Consider the following 19,619-nt stretch of genomic DNA (forward strand, 5'->3'; position numbering starts at 1 on the left):
ATCGAAAGTTACAAAGGATGAAGAGATTATCTTTTTCTGGAATGCTGTTGCTCTCGACCGGGGCGAAGGAGGGTCTCTAACGCCGCGACAAAAAGCTTGTACCACCAATCGATGGGTGCCCTAATTCAGTGCATCGATTTGTGATGAGGAGGGAGCAGCTTCGATGATGTCCCCTTCTCGCAGCGTGTCGGGGGGGTGCAGGATAATTCGATCCCCTTCCTTCAAACCGGAGCGGATCTCGGTCTGCCTTCCGTTGGAATCCCCGATGGAAACTTCGACCCGTTCTACTCGGTTGGCTCGACTTCGAAACACGTATCGCTTGCCCGCGAGCTCAAACACCGCGCCGGCGGGAACATGCAAAGACTGTGGGTCGCTTTCTCGCAGTGTGATGCGCGCCTCGATCCGATAGCCATCTCCGAGGGTCTGTCGTTCTTCCCAAGGTTCGAGGAAGTCGGCGATGACGCGAACCCGTTTTTCCTCCACACCGAGCGCGGAGACTTTGAGGAAGGCGGAGGGTTCGACGACACGTACTTTGGCATGCAAGGGCTTCGGTCCACCCCAATGTTCAATCGTTACAGTGGCACCGGGTTCGATGGCGACTGCGTAGTTGGAAAGAACGTCGATTTGCAGTTCCAAATCTCGAGGGTCGCCGATTTCTAAAATCGGCGTTCCAGCGGCCACGACGCTTGAGTCCTCTTGTAGGACACGCAGGACGGCACCATCTATTGGCGAGATTATTTTAAAAGGCAAATCCGTCGGGGTCTCGCTGAAGTTCGAGACTTTGAGCAGTGCCGCCTTGGCGATGTCTCGTTCGTAGTTGCGAACGAGTGACCGAAACTTGGCGGAGCGTAAATTGGCTTGTGCCGCGCGATGGTCGTGTTCCGCTTCCTCCCATTCGGAAGTCGCGATGGATTTGGTTTTGTGGAGGGCATTGGCGCGTTGGTAGGCATCCTCCGCCAATTGAGCTGCGGATTCGGCGCTCGCGAGGAGGGATTGCGATTCCTCGATGGCCGCATCGGCTGCGGCCAATCTCGCTTGGCTTTCCGCAACCGTTCGAGCGTCGAGCAGGGCGGGGTCCATGGGAAGGATTTGCATCAGCTCGGTGGTACCTCGTTCGACACGATCCCCTGCATGAAGTTCTAGCCGCAAGAGTTTGCCCGTCACTGGTGCTGCAATGCGATAACGTTCTCGAATGCGAGTTTCTCCGTCATCGTCGACGGTCATGGCGATGCTGCCACGTTTCACTGCCGCCAAGTCGACCAACACGGGGCGAGGCCAGTACCCGTAGACCAACAGAGCAATCAAGATCACCGCAGCAAAAAGCCACGGCATTTTTTCACGAAGTCGTTTCAAGAGACTTTTACTTTCAATACGGATACAAGCTCCATTCGGCGGAGCATGCGGCTAACGACCCATGCGGATGTCGAAGAAGCGATTAGGATAATCGTCGCTGCGTACGCAAACGTGGACCGATGGATGACCAAGGGGAATCGATGTGTTTCGGTATCGAGAGCCAGCGTTGCAAAGTAGGAGAACAAGATGCCGATCGGCAATCCGACAGGAATCGCCATGAGCGTGAGACCTGCCAATTCTCCAATCAGGATGAGGGAGACTTCGCGATGGGAAAAGCCGATGACCCGCAGGGTCGCTAGATCTCGTCCGCTTTCAGCGAGGGCAATCAGGGCCGCGTTATAAATGACGCCAACGGCGATCAGGGCACCAAAGATGGAATTCATTAGTCGCATGATTTTGGTGTGTTCGGTTACCAGCTCCCGAAAGTTCTTTTCGGCGGCTTGAATATCGAGAACACCAGCAACCGTCGGAACTTCTTTCACCGCCTTATAGAGGTCATTCAGGGAATCGGGGGCGACCGCGATAAACGCACCGGAGAGTCGTTCCCCTTCCTTGAGAAGCCCGTGCAGGTCTGTGCGATTCATGTAACAGGCTGGGTCTGTGTAATTGGTGAATATATGGGACACCATGGTACGAACAACAATTCCCTGTCCGTCCAGGATCTCGATGTCGACCGATTCTCCACGCTGCACATGAAGGATCTCTGCGAGTTTTTCGGTGATGGTCACACCGCCGTTGGGTGGAAACGATACTGGCCGATTGTCTGCATCGAGTACGCGATAAAGGAAGGGTTCCGGTTCCAACCCCATGAGGGAGAGCCGGTGTTGGGCCGTTCCATTTCGGACTTTTACAGCGACGCTGCGAAACGGTTCGACTTGGTGAACGCCTGGGAGATGGGACACATCGTATATCGAGTCGGCCGAAAGGGTGTCGTTGAAGGTGAGCATGACGTCTTGACGCTGCGATCTTCCAAACTGCACTTCAAGAACAAACTCGATCGTATCTCGCATGAAGGAGCCCAATACGAGCACCGCAACTCCCATGGCGATTCCTAATACGGAGAGTGCCGTCGTTCCGGGATTCCCGGTCAATCGTCGAAGAATCATGCGCGTCATCGTCGACATGGACCAGCCCAATCCCATGCGATCGACGAACAGTTTTCCGTATGCTTTCGGCGTGTCCGGTCTCATCGCTTCTGCGGGCTGAAGCTTAACAACGGTACGAATCGCATTCGCCCCTCCGAGAATTGCCGCGAGAACAGAAACCAGGATGGCGAGAAGAGCTTCGGTGTAGGCAATGCGATATTCCATCACCGGAAAGCGGAAGAAAATGGCATAGATATCCACCATCCACCAAGAGGTTCGAATCCCGACAATACTTCCGATGGAACAACCGACCAAGACCGGGACTAGCATGAGCTTCGCATAGTGAACGGCCAATTCCCACTGGGTGAACCCAAATGCGCGAAGGGCCGCGATCTGGTCCTTTTGTTGATGCACCAATCGAGAGAGAACCAAATTGACGAGAAAGGAAGAGACTGCGAGGAAGATCGAGGGAGGGACATAGGCCATGGCTCGCATCTGATGCATCTCATCGGAGAGTCGTCGATGGGACGATTGATCTTCTCGCGTATATGCCCCCCAGGAACCAAAAGGCTTTAGCAGACGATCAAGTTCAAAAACAACTTGTTTCTCCGAGGCGAAAGCTTCCAGGCGAATGGCGATGCTATTAAAGGCCCCTTCCATGTTGAAGGCCCCTTCCATGGCTTTGCGCGACATCCAAAGGATGCCAAAGCGTCGATTGTCGGAGAGAAGCAATCCAGGTTGCACCGCGTACACATATTCCGGCGACATACCGATTCCGACGATGCGAAGCGTATCCCTACGTCCGTCCATCGTGACATCGATCGAATCTCCCGGTAGCAATCCATGGGCAGTGGCAAACAATTCGCTCGCGACGACTTCCTTTTCCTGTTCCGGGGCAGGGAGCCGACCCATTCGCAGGCAGATTCCGTTTAAGTCAGATGCGGCATCTCGGTCGATCGAAACGAGGCGGCATGAAACTGGTTCGACCATCGACTGCATATCGATCAGCGAGGCGTGTTCGATGCGGCACTGCGCCGTCGCGACTCCCGGAATCTCCTCGATCCGATCCTTCATCGACATCGGAGCTCGAGTTAGGCCTGCGAAAAGATCTGCGAAGCGGTAGGCGGTGTAGTAACGCTTTTGACTTGTCTCGACCGAGAGTGTCGAGCTGGTCGCCATGATGAAGATTGCAGTTCCGCACGCGACGAGAATTGCGATCGCAAGCTCTTGCCGCCAGAGTCTCTTCAAATCGTACCATAGCATTCGGTCGAGGTAACGCATCGAATCACCATACCAATTGCGAGGCAGGGATTTGATTCGCATTCCGTTCGATTGCCGAGATGCGTCCGTCGGTCATTGAGATAACGCGATCGGCCATTTGGGCGATCGACGCATTGTGCGTGATGACCACCGTGAGGGTTCCGAGCTGGCGATTGACATTCGCGATCGCTTCCAAAACGATCACGCCGGTTCGGACATCCAGAGCGCCGGTCGGTTCATCGCAAAGCAAGACATCGGGGCGTTTGCCGATTGCTCGGGCAATCGCGATTCGCTGCTGTTCCCCACCGGAAAGTTGAGATGGGTAATGATCTCTTCGTTCCTCCAGCCCCACCAATCGCAAGGCCTCGATCGGGGGGAGCGGATTCTTCGCAATGTCGGCGACCAAGGCGACGTTCTCGAACGCGGTGAGGCCGGCGATCAAGTTGTAGAATTGGAATACAAATCCAACATGGTCTCTCCGGAACAGGGTTCTCTCACTTTCGTCGGACTGGGTAAGGTCATGATCCCGAAAGTGGACACTCCCTGAAGTCGGAACATCGAGCCCTCCAAGGATATTGAGCAAAGTCGACTTGCCGCTCCCAGATGCACCGAGGATCACCACGAATTCCCCTGCAAACAGATCGAGATCGACCCCGCGCAGCGCGTGAACCGAAACCTCCCCCATCGGGTAGACCTTCGTTACACCTCGCACGCGAAACACTGCATCCGATGCCATATCTAGCAAGCTTGTGTCCATAGTGGGGCATTCTACCCTCCTTTCGATTCCAGTGCCGAATCGAGGAGAGTCGTGTCGATGGCCGGAGTTCCATGCCGTTTGCGGAGAACGTTGTGCAGTGGAAGACCACGCGCGACGGAGGTCGGATGCTGCCATTCTCCTCCACGCGCGCGAACTCGACTTTCTCGTCGTCGAACGGATCGGATTTGCTACAATGTGGCGGAAACGGCCCTTCGGAGTGCTTGGCAACGATCCTTGCCAGGGAAGAATAGAAGCGGTCTTGTCGGTGAGAAAACGGATTGATCCCTAGAAACGATGAAAGTTTGGTATGACCCATGAAGATTCCGCTCGCGCGGACTTGGAAAGACTGCAAAAGGCCCGTGAGCAGATTCTTGACCAACTCTCTCGCACGATCGTTGGACAGACGGATGTCGTCGAACAATTGCTGATTAGCATCTTCGCCCGAGGGCATTGTCTGCTAGAGGGGGTACCTGGTCTGGCGAAGACGTTGATGATCAGTTCGCTCGCTCAGACGATGAATTTGTCGTTTAGTCGAATCCAGTTCACCCCGGACTTGATGCCAGCCGACATCACTGGGACTGAGATCATCGAGGAAAATAAATCGACCGGGGCGCGCGAACGTCGTTTCATGGAAGGGCCCCTATTCGCGAATGTCGTTCTAGCCGACGAAATCAATCGAACGCCACCGAAAACGCAGGCAGCTTTGTTGGAAGCCATGCAGGAGCGTCAGATCACGGTGGGTCGGATTCGGCACCAACTGTCCGATCCCTTTTTTGTGCTCGCCACACAGAACCCCATCGAGCAAGAGGGGACGTATCCCTTGCCCGAAGCCCAGCAAGACCGGTTTATGTTCAAGGTGCATGTTTCCTACCCATCCTTCGCTGACGAGTTCGAAGTAGCGCGGCGCACCACGGGCAGGACCAAATCGACCATCGAATCGGTTCTGTCGGGAGAAGAGATCCTCGCGCTCCAGGAATTCATTCGGGGCATCGAAGTAAGCGAAAACGTGATTCGCTACGCGCTCGCGATTGTTCGGCAAACGCGGGTCGGACAGGATGGCGTTCCCGACTTTGTCCGGGAGCAAGTGGCTTGGGGAGCTGGCCCTCGTGCCGTTCAATTCTTGATCTTGGGTGCGAAAGCTCGAGCGGCCATGTTGGGTCGATCGTACGTCGACACGGCCGACATCCAGTTCTGTGCAAAGCCTGTGTTGCGTCACCGCATGGTGGTGAACTTTGCTGCGGAAAGCGACGGGATCACCAGCGATGCGGTGATCGACAAAATTATTTCTGTTACGCCCACGGCTCAAGACGAATTGCTGCGAGATGCCCGATTCCAAAGAATACTTGCATCCTGAAGCAATCCGACGCATCCACTCGATGGAGCTCCGAGCCCGAAACATCGTGGAGGGCTTTCTGTCGGGTATGCATCGCAGTCCGTACTTCGGTCAATCGGTCGAGTTCGTTCAGCACCGGCAATACGCACCGGGCGACGATCTTCGACATATCGACTGGAAGGTGTTCGGGCGGCAGGATCGTCTCTACATCAAACAATACGAAGAGGACACCAACCTTCGGTGCACTCTCCTAGTGGATGCTTCGAAGAGCATGCAATATGGTCGCGGTGCGCTGAATAAGTTCGATTACGGGGCCACCATCGCGGCATGCCTCGCCTATCTCACGCTTCGTCAACAAGATTCGGTTGGACTTTCCGTTTTCGATGAAAAGGTCCGAACAAAATTACCTTGGCGATCGAGCCGAACACACCTTCAAAGCATCTTCAAAGCATTACAGCAGGTTGCGCCGAAAGACAAAACCAATTTGACAGGAGTGTTTCGCGAGATCAACGACACATATCCCAAGCGATCCCTCATGATTTTGATCACCGATTTCCTCGGTGCAGAGCAGGATGCCCTCAAAGGGTTAGCGCAGCTTCGAAAAGCCGGACACGACATTCTGGTTTTTCATGTTATGGACGATGACGAGCTCGATTTCCCATTCAATGACCCGACCCGATTTGAAGGGATGGAATCGATGGATCATTTGACATGCAACCCGCGCGCCCTCCGCGATGGTTATATGGAAGCGTTGCAGCGTTTCTTGGATCGAATTCGCCACGCTTGTGCCAGCTACCAAGTCGATTATCAGTTGATTCGAACCAGCAAGCATATCGATGCGGCATTGACGGCTTACCTTTCGTCTCGCATGGCACACATGAGGAAGAGGTAGGCCGATGCAGTTTTTGTTTCAACCCTTAGCATGGGGATTTTTGCTGGTCCTGGTGCCGCTTCTTATCCACCTCATCAATATGGTTCGCCATCGTCGAACCGAGTGGGCTGCGATGGAGTTCTTGCTGGAGAGCTACCGCAAGCATCGTCGTTGGGTGTGGCTCAAGCAAGCGTTATTAATCGCTTCGCGCATGATGGCCGTCGCTATTGCGGTCGCCATGTTGGCGCAATGGGTGAGCGGCTCGAAGTGGCTGTCTTGGGTAAGCCAATCCACCACGCATCATTACTTCATCCTCGACGATTCCGCTTCGATGGGGGACACCGGATCGGGGGGAAGTGCCTACCAATCCGCGCTTGGGGCGATTCAGACGATTCTCAATGCCGCGCCTTCGCGGGAAGGGAATCACTTGGTCAGCGTGGTCCGGGCCTCAAGAGCCTTCGCGGCCCAATCTGGCAAGAAGTCTCCCGCCAGCAGTTCGCAGACCAGCAGTTCGGAATCTATCGATGCAAAGCCATCGGTCACGGCCGACGCGGTGGCCGATCTTCTCGCGCGATCGGTCCCGTCCGACCCGTCGAGCATGATGTCCCGGTTGATTGGGACGCAGCCGAGCGCCATCGACGCCCCCCTTCATGAAGCGATCGCTTTAGTGCGACCGGTCATGGAGCAATCGGTGGGGGAGAAGGCGGTGCTGTATCTCTTGAGCGACTATCGTATCAAAGATTGGCAGAGCAATGCAAATCTGCAGCAGCAGCTTCTCGCATTGCCTAAGGGTGAGTCCGAACTGCAACTCATCGACTGCTCCCCGGTCCGGCATGAGAACTTGACCATCGCCTCGATCGCCCCACAGCAAGAAGTGCTCGTTGCGGGTGTTCCTGCGTTGATCAACATTATGGTTCGCAACGAAGGGGTTTCACCGGCTCGAAACGTAACGGTCCGCGTGTTGGCGACCGACTACAGTGGAAGCGACTTGGAGCAGAAACCGACCGCTTCCTATTCCGGTTTAACCACGGAACTGCCTCCATTGCTTATCGACCGAATCGAACCAGGTGAATCGGTCACGCGGCACACGCAGGTTTTGTTTCCCAAGAGCGGCTCCCATGTGGTCGAAGCCCAGTTGCCCCCCGATCCATTGCAGGCTGATAACCGAGCGCACTGCGTTTTGGATTTGCAGGATGGCTTGCGAGTGTTGCTCATCGATGGGGATCCGACCGGGAAGCACTCATTCTTCATCGAGTCGGCCCTGGATCCGGGCGGGACGGCGAAAACCGGATTGTTGATGACCCGCGAAGGGCCTGAGTTTCTGCGGGACGCGGATCCTTCTGCACTGGAAAGTTACGCTTGTATCCTGATGCAAGCTGTTCCCGGATTGGACGGTCGGGCATTGGAGAATCTTCACACGTATGTTTCGCGAGGCGGAGGTTTAGCAGTCTTCTTCGGCGAGCTCATGACCGATGCGGACTATGCTCGATACAACGCGGGGTGGACCAAAGCTCCCATCGGTGCATCGGATTCGACCCCCCTGATGCCATTCCAGATCCTTGGGATGGCGACGCTCCCACGGTCCAGCGATGCAGGGGTGCCCGATATGGTTGCGGAACAGCATCCCATCTTTGAGCCTTTATTGGGATTGAGCAATTCTCCGTTTCAATTTGTCCGAGTCGATCGATTTGTCGATCTCGACGGTTCGCTGTTTGTCCCCTCCGAGCGAGGCAGCGAATCGGTTTCGAAGACTTGGAAAACGGTCCTGGCGCTGCGGAATCAGAAGCCCCTGATGATCGATCATTCTGTCGGCAATGGGCGAGTCCTGTTCACCATGACCGCTTTGGACCGACAGTGGACGAATTGGCCGCAAGACCCCACGTTTGTCGTCGCCGCGTTGAAGATGGTTGGATATCTGTCATCCTTTCGTGGGATGGACACGTCCAAGGTTGCAGGAACCCCTATGCGGTGGGATTTTTCGTCGCAGGAGATGCTTCCCGAGGTGCAAGTGATTTGTCCCCCGTTGGCTGGTTCGACGCTTCGACCAATTTTGAGTATCAATGCGGCCCCTTCCGGTGAATCCTCTCTGGCGTCCGTAATCGACTCGAGCCGCAGTGGGGAAACCGAGGAGTCGATTCGCGCTATCCTCAATGCGGGAGTATACGAGTGGTGGGGAACATCGACTCAGGGGGATCGAGTTGTTCGGAATATGGCGAGAAACGTATCGCCGTTGGAAGGAGCATTTGAAAAGATTGCCAATCCGGATCTCAATCGAGAGCTCGCTGGGATCCCTTTCAGCTACAGATCGGTGGATGCAGTGGGTGCCACGACCACTCTCGCTGGATTTGCCAATCGCAACATGCTTCTTATGGTCATGCTTTTAATGTTGCTCCTCTTCGAGCAATGGCTGGCTTGGAGCGCCTCGTACCATCTCCCTTCGAAATAGCGAACGCATGCACCTCGTTGATCCCGTGTTTCCTTGGTTGATAGCTCAAGAAGACTCTCGCGTCTTCTACCAGTGGATGCGCGTCGAACAAATGGACCAGTGGATCCATTGGTTTGGACTCGGGTGCATTCTTTTGTTGATTTTTAGCTACGTGGTGTTTTGGTATCGCCGCGACTGGAAGGAGCTACCCAAGGGTATTGGCTGGTCGCTTTTAGCACTTCGAATACTCGCGATTATCGGGATTCTGGTCTTCTTTTTCGATCTGCAGAAGCGAACGGAAAAGCAGATTACGCGTGCATCCAAACTGGCTGTACTCGTCGACACTTCGCTCAGCATGACGATGCCTCAGCAGGAACGCGAAGGGGGGGCGGAAATCATCGATCCGGCTGCGAGTCGAATCGCGGCCGTTCAGAAACTATTTCGGGATGATCCCATTTTGAAGCAGTTTCAGCAGAAGCACGATGTCGCCGTTTATCGATTCGACCAAAGCACTCGCCCTACCGCGGTCGCAAATTTCTTGAAGCCCAGGCCGACGGACCAAGGTAGTGTCGACAATCGACTCGCCGTATGGCAATCGGTTCGTTGGGCAGCGTGGGGAGGGACATTGCTACTCGGTGTGTCGGCTGCGGTTCTGTTAGTGAGTCTCGTGGTTCGTGTCCGAGGCAATAGCACCCCTGCAATTCCTTATATTCTCATGGGCGCATTGATCGGATGCATCGCGGGATTCGTTTTGATCTCGACGTCTATTCTCCGAGCGGATGGTATCCCGTGGCAATCGCTATGGAGTTCGCAACCGCCAATCTTGGAGGGTGTCGAAAAAGCTTCCCCGGAGCAACCTCAAGCAGGATCGAAGGATGGCCAGCTCGCCGGCGAATTACAACCTACTGCACCGGAGCAAGTCGCTTGGGAGTCGGTTCTGGCTGCCACCGGATCCGAGTCGAGGGTCGGCGATGCCATCCATGCGGTCCTTGAGCAAGAACGCGGCTCGCCATTGGCGGCGATTGTTCTGCTCACCGATGGCCGAAGCAATGCGGGACTGGACCCGCTCACCACCGTCGCAGAGGCGGCTGTGCAAGGAATTCCAATCCACACTATCGGGTTGGGAACCGACAAGAATCCGGTCAACGTTCGGGTCTTGGATGTCGAAAGCCCAAAGCGGGTCTTTCCGGGAGATCGCTTCCGACTCAACGCGCTCGTGCAAGCCTCCGGATTGGAAGGCAAACAGGTCTCGCTGCAGCTTCGGCGTCGCGCGGGTGGACAGCAGTCCAATACCATGACCATCGACGAGGAACGCGTGGTCACGTTGGGAGGAGATGATGCAATTACGAGTGTGGTCTTCGATGTCATGCCTCGCGAAGTGGGGCCCTGGATTTACGAAGTCAAAGCCGTTCCTGCGTCTCAGGACACCAATCCCCTCGACAATGCCATGGAGCGAGAGGTGCGCGTCGTCGAGCCTAAGGCTACCGTGCTCGTAATAGCGGGTGGACCCACGCGTGAGTACCAATTCGTCCGAAATCTCCTTTATCGCGACCCGACCATGCAGTCGCACGTCTATTTGCAAACGGGTGGACCAGGTGTTTCGCAAGAGTCCCAAAAGCTTCTAACTGAGTTTCCTCGAACGCGCGCGGAAATGAGCCAATACGATTGCGTGATCGCATTCGATGCCGCTTGGATGGATCTCGACAAGGAGCAGATCGATGTGCTCGAGAAATGGGTGAGCGAGCAGGCGGGCGGTCTCGCTTTGATCGCTGGTTCGGTAGCGACCCCGAAATGGGCCGGGGCAGCGGGGAACGGTAATCCCAAGGCAGAGGTCATCCGCAATTTGGCTCCCGTCATTTTGGATTCGCGTGGAGCTCGGATGGTATCGATGGGACGGTTTGAATCCGAAACAGCTTGGCCGCTTCAACTGACCAGTGATGCGATTCAAAGCGACTTCATGCAGATCGGCAAAACGTTGGAGACAAGCAAGAAAGCTTGGGAGGATTTCGCAGGCGTCTACAGCTACTATGCTTGCTACGAACCCAAGCCGGGGGCAACTCCCATCGCGAACTTCTCCGACCCTGAAACTTCGGTCAATGGTACCCTGCCTATTTACTTGGCGACGCAGTTCTATGGGGCTGGCCGCGTTTCCTTTCAAGGAAGTGGTGAGTTTTGGCGGTTGCGAGATCTTGGCGAAGAATACTTCGACACCTACTACACGAAACTCGTTCGCTGGGCCGCGCAAGGCCGCTTGCTGCGAGACTCCGATCGAGGCATCTTATTGCTGGACAAGGAACAAGCGATTGTCGGGGAGCAAGTGATGGTACGGGCGGTTCTCCGCGATGCGCAGTTCCAGCCACTGGTGATACCGGAAGCCAACGCTCGGCTGATCGACCCGAGCGGAAGGTCCACCCCATTGCCCTTGGCACCCATCCCCGATCCTTCGCAGCCGGGCGTCTATATCGGACAGTTTTTCGTAAAGACCACAGGCAATTACGAGGTGCAACTGCCCGTGGGAGGTTTGGCCGAACAAGTTCTTTTAACGCAGCAACTCACCGTGCGCGTACCGGCGATCGAGATCCAACGACCCCAACGAAACGACCCGGTTCTGACGGAGCTTGCCAGTCGAACCGGAGGCAAATATTGGATTGGCGTGGATGGCTTGAATGGAGCCGCGACAGTCGGCGAAAAAGGGCTTGTAGAATCGATCGAATCGCGAGACCAAACCAATTTCTTGCCCGGGACACCCGATCGAGATTTTCAACAACGCTGGATGGGGATCCTCATGGCTTGGATCATCGGATGCTTGTCTTTCGAGTGGCTTATTCGCCGGATGAGCAAGCTCGCGTAGTCGAACTTTTCAGATTGATACCGACTGGACTCAAAATGACAGCACTCACGGGGAACACGAGTGCTAGTTGATCCACCACCGACAGGATGAGGGGTGGATCGAATCGTAGGTCAACGCGCCCTCGATGGCCTTTCCTGTTCTTCAACTGCTTAGAACTTGAACCATTCTCCAAAAAACGGACAAAATTCTGTGTTTGGCATGGTATTTGTAGTTGAGTCTGGGTGCACGCAAAGGGATGTAAACGAAATGCGGCGATCGCGTGACGAGTCGCATAATGGAACCGTTTTAAAGGTGGGTAAGAACATGTTTACCAAATGGACCAGACGATTGGGATTGGCTGCTGTGGTGGCAAGCTCGGTGATAGCAGTGGGGGCATCCACCGCGGAAGCGGGAGGATATCAAGGTCGTAGTCGTCTCGGATATTACTCGGGGCCGCGCGCCTATTACGGTACAAGTTACCGTTCCTACCGTCCGAGCGTTGTGACGCCCAGCTACGGGTATTATTCGTATCGCCCCAACTACGGCTATTACTCTTACCGCCCCAGCTACGGTGGTAACAGCTACACCTATCCCTACAGTTATCGCTCCTATCGCGTCTCTCCGTCGTTACCTTGGGGTGGGTACGGAGTAGGTGGCTATCCACCAGGAGCATCTTGGGGCGGAGGAAGCAACCGAGGGTTTTCGCTTTACATCGGACGATAAAGCGGAATCTAAGGAGTGAGAGATTGCGGGGGGTATTAGCTCCCCGCTCGGCAGATGGGAGTTTCGGAACAGTCAATGCTTGAGACGCTGATCGTTGTCGATATCGATAGGTCGTCCTCGATTCAGGGAATTGGGAAACAAATCGATTCGACATGATGGAGTTAGGTGGACCGGTGGAACGGTCGATCTCACCTGGTAGCGATTAAAGCGACATGGACGCCAGCGCTCCAGCCTCCTCCAGCACCCATGTCTCGCCTTCTTGACGCCAGACTTCTGGTTGGATGTGAAGTAATCTCAGGTTACTTCATTTGGAAGCAGCTCTCACCTGAACTCTAACCTTTCCGTCAGGGTGGGCTGGCGATAGCTCGAATCGAACCTCCATCCCTTGGGGACGTCCGATACTATCTGCGACACGTTGCATCGCCACCGTCTCGAGCATTTCCTGCCTTCTCATTCGTTCGTGGGCAGTTGTCGCCAAAACCAATGCGCCTCCAACCACTTCCCTTGAGGGCAATCGCAGCAGCTCTTCCGAGAGAACGATCGTCGTTGGGAATGGAATCTCTACGGCAAATGCTGAATTGGGGGGCAAGACACTTTTGTCGAAGGGAACATCCATCATCGAATGATCTTGGACTCTTACGACCAAGCTCTTTGGGATCGGATCCGTAAACCTGACGATTAACTTATCCGGATGCGATTGTCGGGCTCCGTTGTCTTGGCCGCATGCGATGGACGGTGACCGTGAAAAAACAAAGAGTGCGATCCCTATATATCTATCCATCATTGGTCATCTTGCTCTTTTGATTGGGGCACGATTGTGCAGTCATTGCAACCGATGGCGTCTGCAAGGCCCTATTCGGGCGAGATAAGCAGATGTTGATTCTATCCGAGGATGTGGACACCTAGCGCGATGCGATGGAGAGAATGATCTGCTGACTGCGTCGATGGTTCTATCGATAGTTCGTTCAACAGATCGCGATTTGTGTTTAGTTGTCGATGGGGACGAATTCGCGAAGATCAATTCGATAGAATTGTTGGAGCAATTCGTAGACGCCAGGATGGTACTTGGCCATTTCGTGAGGCATCTGAAAATAGTGCTCGCTCGCAACCGCAAAAAATTCGCTCTCCGACGTTAGACCGTAATCATCGATGAGCACTTCGTATCCGCGCTCGACGAGTCGGCGAGCCTCATTGAATTCGCTAGTCATCTGTTTGCGCCAGCGATCTTCGTCGATCTCCTCGGGGAGGGGAGGCAATCCGTCAGCGAAGGGACTGTTGATCAAATCGATTTGATGGGCGAATTCGTGTATCACCAAGTGATCGCCGCTGTCGCCGCTGCTACGGTCGCTTTGAATATCTTGCCAATTGACTACGACAGGCCCGCGGTAGATCGTCTGACCGGCTCTCGGAAACTCACCCATGATGGCCGGGATCGTGGTGTTCAGTAAGCTTGAATGCCCCTCTTCCCTCGCGACATAGGGTGCTGGGTAGACCAGTACTGTCTGAGTGCGATCGAAGAACCAGCCATCGTAATGGAGCACCATCAAGCCGGCTGCGGATGCGATGCCCCATTGGATTTCAGGGGTAACGGCGAGCCCATTGCACCCTTCCCAATTTTTTTCCTGGATGAAGACACGGCACCAACGAATCAGTTTGCTTCGCGACCCATCGGGGAGGTAATGAGATTGCCAAAGGGAATGCCGGAGAAGCTCCCTCTCATCTTGGGTGATAGGTGCCTGCGTGATGCGACGACGCCCACCAAAAAGCCATTGGAATACCATGGAATTAGAGATGAACCGACTCGGGCAGCACGGGTTCGGTAGAGGCCGGCTGCGACTGGCTCAGTTCTCCGATGCGGTGCCGTTGTAGCGACAAGGGAGCGCGTCGAGAGACCAAGGTCACGAGGATCCCCTCTTGCACCTTTTGTCCGTCTTGGTTGATCAGTTGCCTGTACCAGTGGACTTCGCCATGCCGTCTGCCGTGCGGCTTTAGGTCGATGATTTCGGTGATGACATGGACGCGATCGCCAGCGTAAACCGGTTTGGTGAACGACCAGGAGCGGATGCCGACAAACGCGCTGGTCTGAACCGATGGGGCTTTAGAGCTTAGGCCTGCCAAGAACGAGATGCCAAGGAGCCCGTGGGCGATCGGCTTTCCAAAGGGACCGTTGGCTGCGAAGACCGGGTCGGTGTGAAGCGGATCTTGGTCGCCGGTCAGGTCAGCGAACTGCTGGATATCCTCTTCATGGATAACGCGATCAGCGCTAATCCATCGATCGCCTAGGTGCAGATCTTCAAACCCGAGAGGCATTGTTTCTTTCATAGCAATCCTTGACCGTGCAGCCCGAATCTCCGATGTATCGAATTGTCAGTGGGGCTCGCCATTTTCGCAACCCCGGAAAAGGAATCGATAGAAAGGAAATCCTAGCTAAAAGTATTAGATCCCTTACAATCCGTGAAGTTTCCGTAGATTGTGCAAAATACGGTCCATGATGACCAAAATAACGGGAACAGCACGGGCCCCTAGGAGATGACAGGATCAACTCGATTACTGATAGCAAAACCAGTGCTCCGCGATGGGGTGGACTGCTGCTTGTCGTCGCTGCAGCCTTCCTCTGGAGTTTGAGCGGATTCTTCACACAAGTCCCGCAGTTGAAGGTTTGGCCGCAAGAAACGCGAGGTTTAGCCATCGCTTTTTGGCGAGCTGTATTTGCCCTTTGCCTGCTTCTACCGCTCGCGCGACGCGTCAGTTGGAACGCGAGGATGATTCCGATGGCATTCTGCTTTGCGGCTATGAATCTGACCTTCCTGACCGCAGTTGTTGTCGGCTCACCTGCCAACACGATTTGGCTTCAGAACTTGGCTCCCAGTTGGGTGGTATTGGGAGCGATCTGGATCTTTGGAGATCGGCCTGTGCTGCGCGATTGGATCATGCTCGGTTTTTGTACCGCAGGGGTCGTGTTCATCCTTGTGATGGAGAATCTCCCCACCGCAGGACAGAAGACTTATCCCTGGTGGACCTCGCTATTAGCGGTCCTGTCGGGAGTGACGTATGCTGGCGTTATCCTCAGCATACGTTCCATGCCCAAGGAAGATCCAGCTTGGCTGATCGCAGTCAATCATATCGTGACGGCACTCGTGGTCGCCCCGTTTGTGATCTGGTTTGGATCCTCGTTGCCGACCGGATCGTTATGGCTCGTCCTCGCGGCGTTGGGCATCTTTCAATTGGGACTTCCCTACTATCTGTTTGCGCACGGTCTGAAATCCACTCCGAGTCATATCGCGGCACTCATCACCTTGTTGGAGCCGATCCTGCTTCCCATCTGGGTGCACTGGACTCGATTCGGGGATCCTGATTACGTTCCGCCCGGTTGGTGGACTTGGGTGGGGGCCGGGTTTATCCTCCTGGGGCTCATCACTCGCTATGTAACCATTCGCAAACCGGCGCGGAGCGCGACTGCATGAGAGTATTGCATATCATCACGCGCATGATCGTTGGGGGGGCACAAGAGAACACGCTCTTCAACTGTCTGGACTTGGCCCGCCACCATGGTGATCAAGTGCGTTTGCTTACAGGACCGTCACTCGGTTCTGAAGGGGAATTGCTTTCCCGGTCGGATGTTACCGGAGTGGAAATCGAAACAAGCCCATCGCTCCTCCGCGCCATCCACCCCTACCACGATTGGAGGGCCTATCAAGCTCTGAAACGGAGCATTCAATCGTGGCGTCCCGACGTCGTCCACACGCATAGTGCCAAGGGGGGATTGCTCGGTCGCGCAGCGGCTTGGCAACTCCGTGTTCCGTGCGTAGTCCATACGGTGCACGGGGCCCCGTTCCATCCCTACCAAAGCGTGCTCGCACGCAAGTTTTTCATCGCTTGCGAACGATGGGCAGCCAAACGCTGCCACCATATGATCTCCGTCGCCGATGCCATGACCGACTTGATGGTCGACGCCAAGGTCGCTGATCGAAGCCAGTTCACGACGATCTACAGTGGGATGGATGTGGAGCCTTTCTTGACCTCCGGCTCCTGTCGAGACGATACGCGAAAGCGATTGGGGTTCGCAAGCGAAGACATCGTGTTCGGCAAGATTGCGAGATTGTTCCACTTGAAGGGCCATCAGTATGTCATCGAGGCGGCCCGGCGTATTGGAGACCAATTGCCCCATGCCAAGTTCTTGTTCGTAGGAGATGGTTTGCTCCGCGCGCAGCTCGAATCCCAAATCGAAGCGGCCGGACTGCGAGATCGATTTGTTTTCACCGGGCTCGTTTCACCCGCCGAGATCCCGGCATTGATCAGCGCGATGGATGTCCTGGTTCACGCCTCGCTTCGCGAAGGCTTAGCACGCGCCCTGCCGCAAGCGTTGTTGTCGGGAAAACCGGTGATCAGTTTCAATATCGACGGTGCTCGTGAGGTGGTCTTGTCAGGTATCACTGGATACCTCACTGCGCCCAAGGACATCAATCAGCTCGCAGACGCTATGCGTGCGCTAGGGTTATCCCCATCGGATCGCAAAGCATTTGGCGAGGAAGGGAGAATGCGATTTACGGAGCAATTTCGCCATGAATCGATGACCCGATCCATTCGAGAGCTCTACCAACGCGTCCTTGCTGGCGCAACCGGTATAACCCGTAGAGGTTGACAGGATCTAGGGCGTAATCGCTGCGACTTGCTTTGCATCTCCACGCATCATTCTCGGAGTTTGACCTACGGTATGCCGTTGCTTCCCCGTCGGGGGGCATGCGTGCATGTTTTGTCCGGAACCTCCGTCGATGCTCCCCACATCCTCCACTCGATGCCTAACGCCCGTCAGGGTTCTGGAGGATCCGTCGCTTCCCCGATCCGGAGATCCTAATGATCCGAAGGTGGGAGCCATCATCGGGAACCTCTCGATCCTCCAAAAGATCGGGGGCGGTGGCATGGGTACGGTCTACGAAGCCCATCATCGCCATCTCGATCGACGAGTCGCGATCAAGTTCTTGAAGCAAGATGACGAGAGATCATCAGACGCGGCCCTACGATTCGAACGGGAGTATCGATCCGTCGCTCAAATCGATCACCCCAATGTTCTACGCGCCCTCGACGCCGGCCAGTGGCTTGGCGATCGCTACCTGGTAACTGAATGGCTCGATGGCCTGGACCTTCATCGCTACATCGAACAATTCGGACCCGTTGAACCAGGCACAGCGATGGAATGGATCCGTCAAGCGGCATTGGGATTGCAAGCAGCCCATCAGCAAGGACTCATTCATCGCGATGTGAAGCCGTCGAATCTATTCCTTGTTCAGCAGACTCTCATCAAGCTCATCGACTTTGGAATCGTTCGCCTGTCTCATTCCGATATAAGCTCAACACAAAACGGTCAATTCTTGGGTACCGTCGACTATCTGGCACCAGAACAAGCGACTGCACCGAATAGTGTCACGGCAGCCTGCGATATTTATAGCCTGGGATGCGTCTGGATCTATCTGCTGTCTGGCAAGCCTCCGTATGCGGACGCCCAGTATCCTGGGTTCATGCCAAAGCTGAAGGGGCATATGGCCGATACGCCTCCCTGGTTGGATTCCCCAGAATCGAAACGCCTGCCGGCGGGCATGCTCGAATTGCTACACACGATGGTTTCCAAACAACCTGAGAATCGCCCCTCGTCCGCAGCCGAACTGGCACGACGAATCGAATCCCTATCGAAGCCGATGAGTATCCCTCACGGTATGAGTCATTATCGCATCGCGGGTCGATATCGCATTGCCGGACTGCTGACGGCCGCAATCGGTCTCGTCGGTCTCGCGGTTGTCGCATTCGCATCCATGGGCTCCCCGCTAAGTGTTGTCGAGTCAAAGGCGCAGCAATCGGCTCCTGATTTGGTCTCCACTAACTCATCGGAAGTGGAAACCGTGGAACAGCCAACTTCGCACGAAAACCGATCTGAGGGCGGTGTTCAAACGGTTCGTAGCCAAGTTCGAAGCGTCAAAATGAATCCGCACTCGTCGAAATCCACTTGGTCGGGGTTACCCCATACTTCGTTGCAGGAGTCATCGGAATGAGCCTTTTGTCCACTCGCATTTCGAACACGTTTGCAATGCCTCTTCCAGCAGGTGCAAACTGCAAAGGCTTGCTCGTCAAGATCCACCCCATGGAGTGGATGGAAAAGCCATCGGAGATTCCCAGCGCGGGACTCATCATCGGGCGAGATGACGCCTGCGACTTGAAACTCCTGGATGACTCGGTTTCTCGGCGCCATGCGAGATTGCGATACGAAGGTCCGATGATCTGCGTCGATGATTTGGATAGTACCAATGGCGTCTTCGTCAATGAGCAACGCGTTCATGGATCCAAGTCCTTGGAGGCTGGAGATCGTATTCGATTCGGCAATCAGATCTTCAAGTTGGTTACGGAAGAAGGCTTCGAGCTGCAGTATCACGAGGTTATCTACAAGATGATGACAACCGATGCGCTGACTCAAGTTTACAACCGTCGATTCTTTCTCGACTCCCTTGAACGAGAATTACAACAATCGCAACGAGGCCTCCAGTCCTTTGCATTGCTCCTCCTCGATCTGGACCGTTTCAAATCCATCAATGATCAACACGGACATCTTGCGGGAGATCGGGTTCTGTGCGAGTTCGCCCGACGCGCGCGGTCTGTACTGCGATCTGGCGAAATACTCGCTCGCTATGGAGGCGAAGAGTTTGCGCTTCTTTGTGTACCCGCCGATGAAGAGCAGGCAGCTGCAGTCGGGGAACGTATCCGAGCTGCCGTCGCGGCAACTCCTGTTGATTTTGAATCGATTGAGATTCCTGTCACCGTCAGTATCGGAGTCGCTTGCTATCACTCTGTCGATACGTGTGACTCTGCAACCCTTATTCAGCAAGCGGACGAACAGCTTTATCGCGCCAAAGAAAATGGCCGCGATCAGGTCTGTGTGCGTAGCGCTGCACCATCCCCAGTCCGCTTCCAAACTTCTATTCAAGAATCTATTTAA

15 protein-coding genes are annotated in these 19,619 nt (G+C 54.9%); 9 read left to right on the forward strand and 6 right to left on the reverse strand.

From position 1 onward, the window contains the following. Positions 1-120: 120 nt before the first annotated feature. Genes VN12_RS15350 through VN12_RS15360 form a run of 3 tightly spaced genes read right to left on the reverse strand, consistent with a single transcriptional unit; the run spans position 121 to position 4,455 of the window. Positions 121-1,353 carry an efflux RND transporter periplasmic adaptor subunit gene (locus VN12_RS15350; protein WP_146677656.1) on the reverse strand — a complete coding sequence of 411 codons (1,233 nt, stop codon included), beginning with the start codon at positions 1,351-1,353 and terminating at the stop codon, positions 121-123. Next, positions 1,350-3,761, reverse strand: a complete 2,412-nt coding sequence (locus VN12_RS15355; RefSeq protein WP_146677657.1) for an ABC transporter permease — start codon at positions 3,759-3,761, stop codon at positions 1,350-1,352. Before VN12_RS15355 ends, VN12_RS15350 begins: the two co-directional genes overlap by 4 nt. Beyond that, a complete protein-coding gene (locus tag VN12_RS15360) occupies positions 3,724-4,455 on the reverse strand; it encodes an ABC transporter ATP-binding protein (protein ID WP_205855059.1) in 732 nt (243 codons plus the stop codon). The genes VN12_RS15355 and VN12_RS15360 overlap by 38 nt, the downstream gene beginning before the upstream one ends. Positions 4,456-4,762: 307 nt before the next feature. Between VN12_RS15360 and VN12_RS15365 the strand changes: the two genes are divergently transcribed. The 5 genes from VN12_RS15365 (at position 4,763) to VN12_RS15385 (ending at position 12,637) form a co-directional block, all read left to right on the forward strand. Next, positions 4,763-5,809, forward strand: coding sequence for an AAA family ATPase (locus VN12_RS15365; RefSeq protein WP_146677658.1), 1,047 nt, complete (start codon positions 4,763-4,765; stop codon positions 5,807-5,809). Continuing rightward, a complete protein-coding gene (locus tag VN12_RS15370; RefSeq protein ID WP_146677659.1) occupies positions 5,778-6,680 on the forward strand; it encodes a DUF58 domain-containing protein in 903 nt (300 codons plus the stop codon). The genes VN12_RS15365 and VN12_RS15370 overlap by 32 nt, the downstream gene beginning before the upstream one ends. A gap of 4 nt (positions 6,681-6,684) precedes the next feature. Continuing rightward, positions 6,685-9,105 carry a BatA domain-containing protein gene (locus tag VN12_RS15375; RefSeq protein WP_146677660.1) on the forward strand — a complete coding sequence of 807 codons (2,421 nt, stop codon included), beginning with the start codon at positions 6,685-6,687 and terminating at the stop codon, positions 9,103-9,105. A gap of 7 nt (positions 9,106-9,112) precedes the next feature. Continuing rightward, positions 9,113-11,935, forward strand: a complete 2,823-nt coding sequence (locus VN12_RS15380; RefSeq protein WP_146677661.1) for a VWA domain-containing protein — start codon at positions 9,113-9,115, stop codon at positions 11,933-11,935. Between the two features lie 246 nt (positions 11,936-12,181). Further along, a complete protein-coding gene (locus tag VN12_RS15385; RefSeq protein WP_146677662.1) occupies positions 12,182-12,637 on the forward strand; it encodes a hypothetical protein in 456 nt (151 codons plus the stop codon). A 304-nt stretch (positions 12,638-12,941) separates the two neighbouring features. On the opposite strand, the gene VN12_RS15390 is transcribed toward VN12_RS15385, so the two are convergent. The 3 genes from VN12_RS15390 to VN12_RS15400 form a co-directional block, all read right to left on the reverse strand. Further along, on the reverse strand, positions 12,942-13,421 hold the full coding sequence (locus tag VN12_RS15390; protein ID WP_146677663.1) for a hypothetical protein: 480 nt from the start codon (positions 13,419-13,421) through the stop codon (positions 12,942-12,944). A gap of 202 nt (positions 13,422-13,623) precedes the next feature. Next, a complete protein-coding gene (locus VN12_RS15395) occupies positions 13,624-14,418 on the reverse strand; it encodes a M90 family metallopeptidase (RefSeq protein ID WP_146677664.1) in 795 nt (264 codons plus the stop codon). Positions 14,419-14,422: 4 nt separating this feature from the next. Next, complete coding sequence (locus VN12_RS15400; protein ID WP_146677665.1) at positions 14,423-14,959, reverse strand: MaoC family dehydratase; 537 nt, start codon at positions 14,957-14,959, stop codon at positions 14,423-14,425. 266 nt (positions 14,960-15,225) lie between these two features. Here VN12_RS15400 and VN12_RS15405 point away from each other — a divergent pair, with 266 nt between their 5' ends. The 4 genes from VN12_RS15405 (at position 15,226) to VN12_RS15420 (ending at position 19,619) form a co-directional block, all read left to right on the forward strand. Continuing rightward, positions 15,226-16,101: a DMT family transporter gene (locus VN12_RS15405; RefSeq protein WP_256388144.1), complete on the forward strand. Its 876-nt coding sequence runs from the start codon at positions 15,226-15,228 to the stop codon at positions 16,099-16,101. Continuing rightward, positions 16,098-17,279 carry a glycosyltransferase family 4 protein gene (locus VN12_RS15410; RefSeq protein WP_146677667.1) on the forward strand — a complete coding sequence of 394 codons (1,182 nt, stop codon included), beginning with the start codon at positions 16,098-16,100 and terminating at the stop codon, positions 17,277-17,279. The genes VN12_RS15405 and VN12_RS15410 overlap by 4 nt, the downstream gene beginning before the upstream one ends. A 130-nt stretch (positions 17,280-17,409) precedes the next feature. Beyond that, positions 17,410-18,681: a serine/threonine protein kinase gene (locus VN12_RS15415; RefSeq protein ID WP_168164445.1), complete on the forward strand. Its 1,272-nt coding sequence runs from the start codon at positions 17,410-17,412 to the stop codon at positions 18,679-18,681. After that, positions 18,678-19,619 carry a GGDEF domain-containing protein gene (locus tag VN12_RS15420; RefSeq protein ID WP_146677669.1) on the forward strand — a complete coding sequence of 314 codons (942 nt, stop codon included), beginning with the start codon at positions 18,678-18,680 and terminating at the stop codon, positions 19,617-19,619. Before VN12_RS15415 ends, VN12_RS15420 begins: the two co-directional genes overlap by 4 nt.

Source organism: Pirellula sp. SH-Sr6A (assembly GCF_001610875.1).
In the GTDB taxonomy this organism is placed as follows: domain Bacteria; phylum Planctomycetota; class Planctomycetia; order Pirellulales; family Pirellulaceae; genus JBKCUI01.